The sequence below is a fragment of the Mesorhizobium intechi genome, assembly GCF_002879535.1.
Taxonomy (GTDB): domain Bacteria; phylum Pseudomonadota; class Alphaproteobacteria; order Rhizobiales; family Rhizobiaceae; genus Mesorhizobium; species Mesorhizobium intechi.
Map to the genome: position 1 here is coordinate 1 of NZ_PNOT02000199.1, position 6,246 is coordinate 6,246.

The window sequence follows — 6,246 nt, forward strand, 5'->3', positions numbered from 1 at the left end:
ATATAAGGTTAACGGAACCGTGATCCGGGCGCCGCTTTCGCAACTTTTTTCCGGGCCACTCATTAACCCGTTGTCCATTGGATTCGCCTAGTTTTTCAGGCGGCCGAAGAAACGGAGTTCGAGTTCATGCGTGGCGAAAGCGGCATTGCCTTTTCAATGCCCGGAGGCGACGTCTCGGGAACCAGGCAGTCCCGACCGGTCGATTTGGCACACCTTACCCGGCAGACGATGGGCGATCGCGCCCTCGAGCAAGAGGTGCTGGCGCTATTTGTACAGCAGGCGCTTTCGGTGCGCGATAAGATTGTCGATGCCGATCGCAAGGACCGGCTTCTGCTGGCGCATGGGTTGAAAGGGTCTGCTCGCGGCGTCGGCGCCTTCGCCATCGCCGATTGTGCCACCGAAATCGAGCGGCAGCCGGAAGACGGCCAGGCCCTCAAGCGGCTCGGCAAACTGATCGACGAAGTGCGCGATTTCGTCGCCGCCATCAATCGCTGACCCGGTTTGTGGAAAAACGTCACCGAGGGGCGCTTTCGCGCCGCAGTTGACTTGTCAGCCGGAGTGATTATCTCGGCGGAAACTCCCTTCAGGTGACAAATGACCAAGCTGACCTTCATCGCCCATGACGGCACACAATTCGACGTGAACGCCGAAAACGGCTCGACGGTCATGGAAAACGCCATCCGCAACGCCGTGCCGGGGATCGAGGCGGAATGTGGTGGCGCCTGCGCCTGCGCCACCTGCCATGTGTATGTCGACGAGACCTGGACGGCGGAAGTGGGCGAGCCGGAAGCGATGGAAGAGGACATGCTGGACTTCGCCTACGACGTCCAGCCGAACTCGCGTCTGTCCTGCCAGATCAAGGTACGCGACGCACTTGACGGCCTGGTGGTGCGGGTACCGGAGCGCCAGGGCTAGGGCGTGTTGATATTCAGGTGATGCCGGCCTGCAAACGGCGGCTTCCTATGCGTCTGGCCTTCGCCGGCCGAAGCACTCGATGAGGGATCGTGGCAGCTGGACTAGGGCTGGCGTAAGCCGGTGCTCACGTCCGAAAATCACGCTCCGCCCCGGTTCCGGTCTCACCTTGCCTGCTTGCTTCGCGCGGTCTTCGAGTCGGCCTCGCCCTGACCCGAATCTCATTACGCCTTGGGCGCGTTCAAATTTCTTTGACATTGGCTGCTTGGCAGCAGGCCACGGCTCATGCAGTCTCGTCCCATTCCCAAGGGGGCCACATCGCATGACCGAAACAATCAAGACGGATGCTCTCATTGTCGGGGCAGGGCCTGTGGGCCTGTTCGCCGTGTTCGAGCTCGGCCTGTTCGACATGAAATGCCACCTGATCGATATCCTCGACAGACCCGGCGGCCAGTGCGCGGAACTCTATCCGGAAAAGCCGATCTACGACATTCCAGGATGGCCCTCGATTTCGGCGCAGGGGCTGGTCGACAAGCTGCTCGAGCAGATCCATCCGTTCAAGCCTGACTTCACCTACAACCGCATGGTCTCCAGCCTCGAGAAACTGGAGGATGGCAGCTTTCGCGTCACCACCGACGAGAACGAGGTCTTCGAGGCCAAGGTTGTGGTCATCGCCGCCGGCGGCGGCTCGTTTCAACCCAAACGCCCGCCGATCCCGGGCATCGAGCCCTATGAAGGCAAGAGCGTCTTCTATTCGGTGCGCCGGATGGAGGATTTTCGCGGCCACGACCTTGTCATTGTCGGCGGCGGCGACTCAGCGCTCGACTGGACACTAAACCTGCAGCCGGTGGCAAAAAGCGTGACGCTGGTCCACCGGCGCCCTGAATTCCGCGCGGCGCCCGACAGCGTCAACAAGATGTATGCCATGCAAGAGATGAAGCAGCTGGCATTCAAGGTTGGCCAGGTGACCGGCCTGACCGGCGCCGACGGCCAGCTGTCATCGGCCACCATCAAGGGTGGTCCGGAAGGCGATATCGAAGTGCCATGCACACGCATGCTGCCCTTCTTCGGCCTGACGATGAAGCTCGGGCCGATCGCGGAATGGGGGCTCAATCTTCACGAGAACCTGATTCTGGTCGACACCGAGAAATTTCAGACATCGGTGCCCGGCATTTTCGCGGTGGGCGACATCAACTGGTATCCGGGAAAGCTGAAGCTGATCCTGTCGGGCTTCCATGAAGTGGCGCTGATGGCGCAGGCGGCCAAACGCATCATCAGCCCCGGCGAGCGGATCGTGTTCCAGTACACGACTTCGTCGACCAGCCTACAGAAGAAGCTCGGCGTGGTGGAGTAAGGCCGCTCCCTATTCCGCGAGCAAGGACGCGGCCGTTTCGTCGCGTCCGCGCAGGGCCTTTTCCGGCATCAGCATCAAAGCGACAAGCGCCAGCACCAGGGTGATGCCGGCGGTGATGAAGATCATCACGAACGGCAACGCTGACGTGAGCTGGATATGTGTCTGCGAACCCTCGGCGGAGAGCGGCAGGCCATAGCCGAGCGCGACCGCGCCGAGCAGCGCGACGCCCAGCGCGCCGCCCAGTGTGCGCAGGAAGGTCAGCACGCCGGTCGCAACCCCGAGATGGGTGCGATCGACGGCGTTCTGGACAGAGACGGTCGCAACCGGAAATGTCGTTCCGCTGCCCAGGCCGATCAGGGTTGTCAGGATCTCGACCTCGAGCAGCGAGGCGTGTCCGGCAACGGCGCTGAGCAGGCCGATGCTAACAATGGCCAAAGTGATGCCGATCATGGCGATGCGCTTGTAGTGTACGAAGCGGGGGATCAGGCGGCCGCTTGTGGCGGCACCGGCGACCGTGCCGAGCAAAAGGCCGAGCATGGCCATTCCCGATTCGCTGACGGAGAGCCCGATGACGGTTTGCAGATAGACCGGCAGGTAGACCGAAGCGCCGATATTCGCGGCCTGCAGCAGGAACATCGACAGCGCACCAGCGAGCACGATGGGGTTTCCCAGCACTTCAAGCGAGATCAACGGCTCGGCTGCCCTCATCAGTCTCTGTGCGAACAGGGCCCAGAACACGGCCGAACCAGCCACCAGCCCGAGGATTTCGCGCGACAACCACGCATAGGTGCTGCCGCCCCAGTTGAGCGCCAGAAGCAGAAGTGCCGTGGCGATAACCAGAAGCGCGGCGCCCAACCCGTCGATACGGTGATGTTTGGCCGCGATCGGCAGCTTCTTCAGGGGCTTGTTGATGATCGCCATAGCCGCCAGTCCAAGCGGAATGTTGATCCAGAAGATCAGCGACCAGTGCAGATGCTCGGCAAAGGTGCCGCCCAGCAGTGGCCCGGCAATGCTGGCGACTGCCCAGGTGCCGGAGATCCAGGCCGCATAGCGTGCGCGCTCGCGCGGCGGCACGAGGTCGCCGATGACGGTTTGCGCCAGCGCAAACAGGCCGCCGCCGCCCGCACCCTGGATCGCGCGCCCTATCACCAGCACGAGCATGTTGGGGGCCATGGCGCTGACCAGCGATCCGGCGAGGAAGATGAGGACGGCCGCGTAAACAGTCGGGCGGCGGCCATAGACGTCGGAAATCTTGCCGTATAGCGGTGCCACGGCGGTGGCGGTCAGGAGATAGGCGGTGACCATCCAGGGCAGATATTCGGCGTGGCCGAGCGCCCGCGCGATGGTCGGCATGGCGGGTGCGATGATGGTCTGGTCGAGCGCCGCCAACAGCATGGACAGGAGAACGCCGCCGATGATGGCGTTCTTCTCGCTTTCGCTCAGCGGCGTGGCGGCCGCCGCCATGGTCCGCTTGTCGACAGCCTGGTCCATAGGTCTTGTCCATGTGCTTTGCGCGCGATCCGGGTCGACGATTGGCTTGCCTGATGCGTTCGCCGCGCTATGGGTCGTGGTGCTCGTGCCTTGAGGGTTGTGCCTCGCCACCCGGTGATATGTCGTTCCGTTTATGCCGATTTCGACTGCCGTTCGAAAGTTTTCCGGCGCTGGCACTACACTTTGGCCCGGTTGGCTTGCAGCCGGGCCATCGAGTGCGCCGATGAAATCAGGCCGGCGGCGGCAGCCGGCCGTTCTCGATGCGCTGGATGCGGTAGCGCATGAGCCGGAGGATACGGCTTTCGAAATTGACGCTCTCGACGCGATCGAACTGCACCTGGGCGCGGTCGTGCCTGGCGAGAATGGCAGCGGTGATCTCGGCCGCCTTAGCCTTCGCCGTAGCGCAATCCGTCCGCGGGTAGGTCCCCTTCAGTGCGTTTTCCAGCTCGCGGCCATAGTTCTTGGCGATCTCCACATGGCGTTCTTCATGGCGTTTGATGTCGGCCGACAGTGTGTCCCAGAACAGCTTCACGTCGGGATCCGCCTTGCGCGGGCGGCGCCATTCCGGAAGGATCACCTTGACCTTGACGGTCACGGCGGCGTCGGCGATCCGGCAGGAGCCAGCCTGCCTGGCGTAGCTGATACGCGTGGTGAAGGCCATCTGGGTGGCGCCGGGGTGGCGCGAGCCCGTGCTTTTGACCTGCGGCCCATGTTTGGAGAGCTGCGTCTCGATGTCTTCGAGCGTGCTGCCGCCGATGGAAAAATAGCTGTATGTCTTGACGAGATTGGCCGCGCCCGCCGGAACAGCGGTCACGGCAAGCAACAGCGCGCAAAGCAGGGATCGTTTCATCATATTGCCTCTTTACCCACCTTGCTTTACGGCCGTTGCCGGCGCAACGGAATTGATCCTTTGCGGATCACACATCGTTGATGAGCCCATGGTTGACGAGCAATGACGGCGAGGCGATGGCAGCTGGCTCACGGACGTCATCTCGACCTTGGCAGCAAGGCCGTGGTCGTCGGCATCCTCAACGTCACCCCCGACAGTTTCTCCGACGGCGGCCTGTTCGATGGGCCAGAAGCGGCGCTGGTACAGGCGTGCCGCATGATCGGGGAAGGGGCGCGGATCATCGATGTCGGTGGAGAATCGACCCGCCCGGGTGCCGCCGTCATCTCCGCCGGCGAGGAACAGGCGCGTGTCCTGCCGGTGATCGAGGCGCTGGCGCGCGCCGGCGACGTGCTGATTTCCATCGATACCTATCGCGCAGACACAGCGCGGCTGGCCGTGGCTGCCGGCGCGCACATCGTCAACGATGTCTGGGGCCTGCAGCGCGAGCCCGACATTGCCCGGGTCGCCTCCGAAACCGGAGCCGGGCTTATCATCATGCATACAGGGCGCGATCGCGAGAAGCTGCCCGACGTGATCGCCGACCAGTTTGCGTTCCTGAAGACGTCGCTGGAGATCGCCCGTCGCAACGGCATTGCGGACGATCACATCGTGCTCGACCCCGGTTTCGGCTTCGCCAAGGAGACGGCTGAGGAAAATCTCGACCTGATGGCGCGGTTTTCCGAGCTCCATGCGCTTGGCTTTCCGCTGATGGCGGGCACCTCGCGAAAACGCTTCATCGGCACCGTCACCGGCCGCGACGCGGCCGACCGGGCTGCCGGAACGGCGGCCACCAGCGTCATTCTCAGGCTCAAGGGCGCGCATCTGTTTCGCGTCCATGATGTCGCAATCAACGTGGACGCGCTGGCCGTGGCGGATGCTATGCTGGCGCTTGAAACCGCCGCATCGGAACGCTGAGCCATGTATGTCATCCGCCTGAAGAACTGCGCCTTCTTTGCACGGCATGGCGTGCTCGACGAGGAGGAGGCGCTTGGCCAGCGTTTCTATGTCGACGCGGTGTTGTCGGTCGAACCCGGGCGCGCACTTGTCGACGACGCGATCGAGGAAACCGTCAACTACGGCATTGCCTTCACGGTGATCGAGAAGATCATCACCGGGGAGCGGCGCTTCCTGATCGAGGCCCTGGCCATGGAAGTGGCAAAGGCGCTTACGGAGCGGTTTCCGCAGATCAAGAGAGCCGAAATCACCGTGCGCAAGCCGAACGCGCCGGTGCCTGGCGTGCTCGATTACGTCGAGGTGACCGTTGTCTGGCCCGAGTAACATCGTCTACCTCAGCCTCGGCGGCAATCTGGGTGATCCGGCGGCCTCGATGGCGGCGGCACTGCGCCTTCTCGACGCCGATGCGGACACACGCGTCACCGCTGTTTCGTCGCTCTACCGCACACCGCCCTGGGGCAAGCTCGATCAGCCGGATTTCCTCAACGCCGCCGCCGAACTGTCGACCCGGCTCGCGCCGCGGGCGCTACTCGACCTCTGCCTCGAAGCCGAGCGGAAGCTGAAGCGGGTGCGCGAGGAGCGCTGGGGGCCGCGCCTGATCGATATCGACATTCTGGTGTTTGGTGACCGCGTCATCCACGAGACC

General features: G+C 63.2%; 8 protein-coding genes. 6 read left to right on the forward strand and 2 right to left on the reverse strand.

Going from position 1 to position 6,246, the window contains the following annotated elements:
* Positions 1-126 precede the first annotated feature (126 nt).
* From C1D09_RS16815 to C1D09_RS16825, 3 genes are all read left to right on the forward strand, one after another.
* Positions 127-495, forward strand: coding sequence for an Hpt domain-containing protein (locus tag C1D09_RS16815; RefSeq protein WP_143975368.1), 369 nt, complete (start codon positions 127-129; stop codon positions 493-495).
* A 99-nt stretch (positions 496-594) separates the two neighbouring features.
* A complete protein-coding gene (locus C1D09_RS16820) occupies positions 595-915 on the forward strand; it encodes a 2Fe-2S iron-sulfur cluster-binding protein (protein WP_143975369.1) in 321 nt (106 codons plus the stop codon).
* Between the two features lie 319 nt (positions 916-1,234).
* A complete protein-coding gene (locus tag C1D09_RS16825) occupies positions 1,235-2,266 on the forward strand; it encodes an NAD(P)/FAD-dependent oxidoreductase (RefSeq protein ID WP_143975370.1) in 1,032 nt (343 codons plus the stop codon).
* Positions 2,267-2,275: 9 nt separating this feature from the next.
* Here C1D09_RS16825 and C1D09_RS16830 read toward each other — a convergent pair whose 3' ends face one another.
* Both C1D09_RS16830 and C1D09_RS16835 read right to left on the reverse strand, forming a co-directional pair.
* Complete coding sequence (locus tag C1D09_RS16830; protein ID WP_143975371.1) at positions 2,276-3,757, reverse strand: MDR family MFS transporter; 1,482 nt, start codon at positions 3,755-3,757, stop codon at positions 2,276-2,278.
* 229 nt (positions 3,758-3,986) lie between these two features.
* Positions 3,987-4,610, reverse strand: coding sequence for a DUF922 domain-containing Zn-dependent protease (locus C1D09_RS16835; RefSeq protein WP_143975372.1), 624 nt, complete (start codon positions 4,608-4,610; stop codon positions 3,987-3,989).
* A 99-nt stretch (positions 4,611-4,709) separates the two neighbouring features.
* Between C1D09_RS16835 and folP the strand changes: the two genes are divergently transcribed.
* The 3 genes from folP to folK form a co-directional block, all read left to right on the forward strand.
* Positions 4,710-5,561 (forward strand): dihydropteroate synthase, encoded by an 852-nt coding sequence (gene folP / locus C1D09_RS16840; protein ID WP_143975373.1) that lies wholly within the window; start codon positions 4,710-4,712, stop codon positions 5,559-5,561.
* A gap of 3 nt (positions 5,562-5,564) precedes the next feature.
* Positions 5,565-5,924: a dihydroneopterin aldolase gene (gene folB, locus C1D09_RS16845; RefSeq protein ID WP_027044656.1), complete on the forward strand. Its 360-nt coding sequence runs from the start codon at positions 5,565-5,567 to the stop codon at positions 5,922-5,924.
* Positions 5,908-6,246 (forward strand): 2-amino-4-hydroxy-6-hydroxymethyldihydropteridine diphosphokinase (gene folK / locus C1D09_RS16850; protein ID WP_143975374.1); only part of this gene is annotated, 339 nt, incomplete at its 3' end. The genes folB and folK, both read left to right, overlap by 17 nt.

Coding starts and splice junctions, on each gene's coding strand:
- C1D09_RS16815 (WP_143975368.1), top strand. CDS start 127: ATGCGTGGCGAAAGCGGCATTGCCTTTTCAATGCCCGGAGGCGACGTC.
- C1D09_RS16820 (WP_143975369.1), top strand. CDS start 595: ATGACCAAGCTGACCTTCATCGCCCATGACGGCACACAATTCGACGTG.
- C1D09_RS16825 (WP_143975370.1), top strand. CDS start 1,235: ATGACCGAAACAATCAAGACGGATGCTCTCATTGTCGGGGCAGGGCCT.
- C1D09_RS16830 (WP_143975371.1), bottom strand. CDS start 3,757: ATGGACCAGGCTGTCGACAAGCGGACCATGGCGGCGGCCGCCACGCCG.
- C1D09_RS16835 (WP_143975372.1), bottom strand. CDS start 4,610: ATGATGAAACGATCCCTGCTTTGCGCGCTGTTGCTTGCCGTGACCGCT.
- folP (WP_143975373.1), top strand. CDS start 4,710: ATGACGGCGAGGCGATGGCAGCTGGCTCACGGACGTCATCTCGACCTT.
- folB (WP_027044656.1), top strand. CDS start 5,565: ATGTATGTCATCCGCCTGAAGAACTGCGCCTTCTTTGCACGGCATGGC.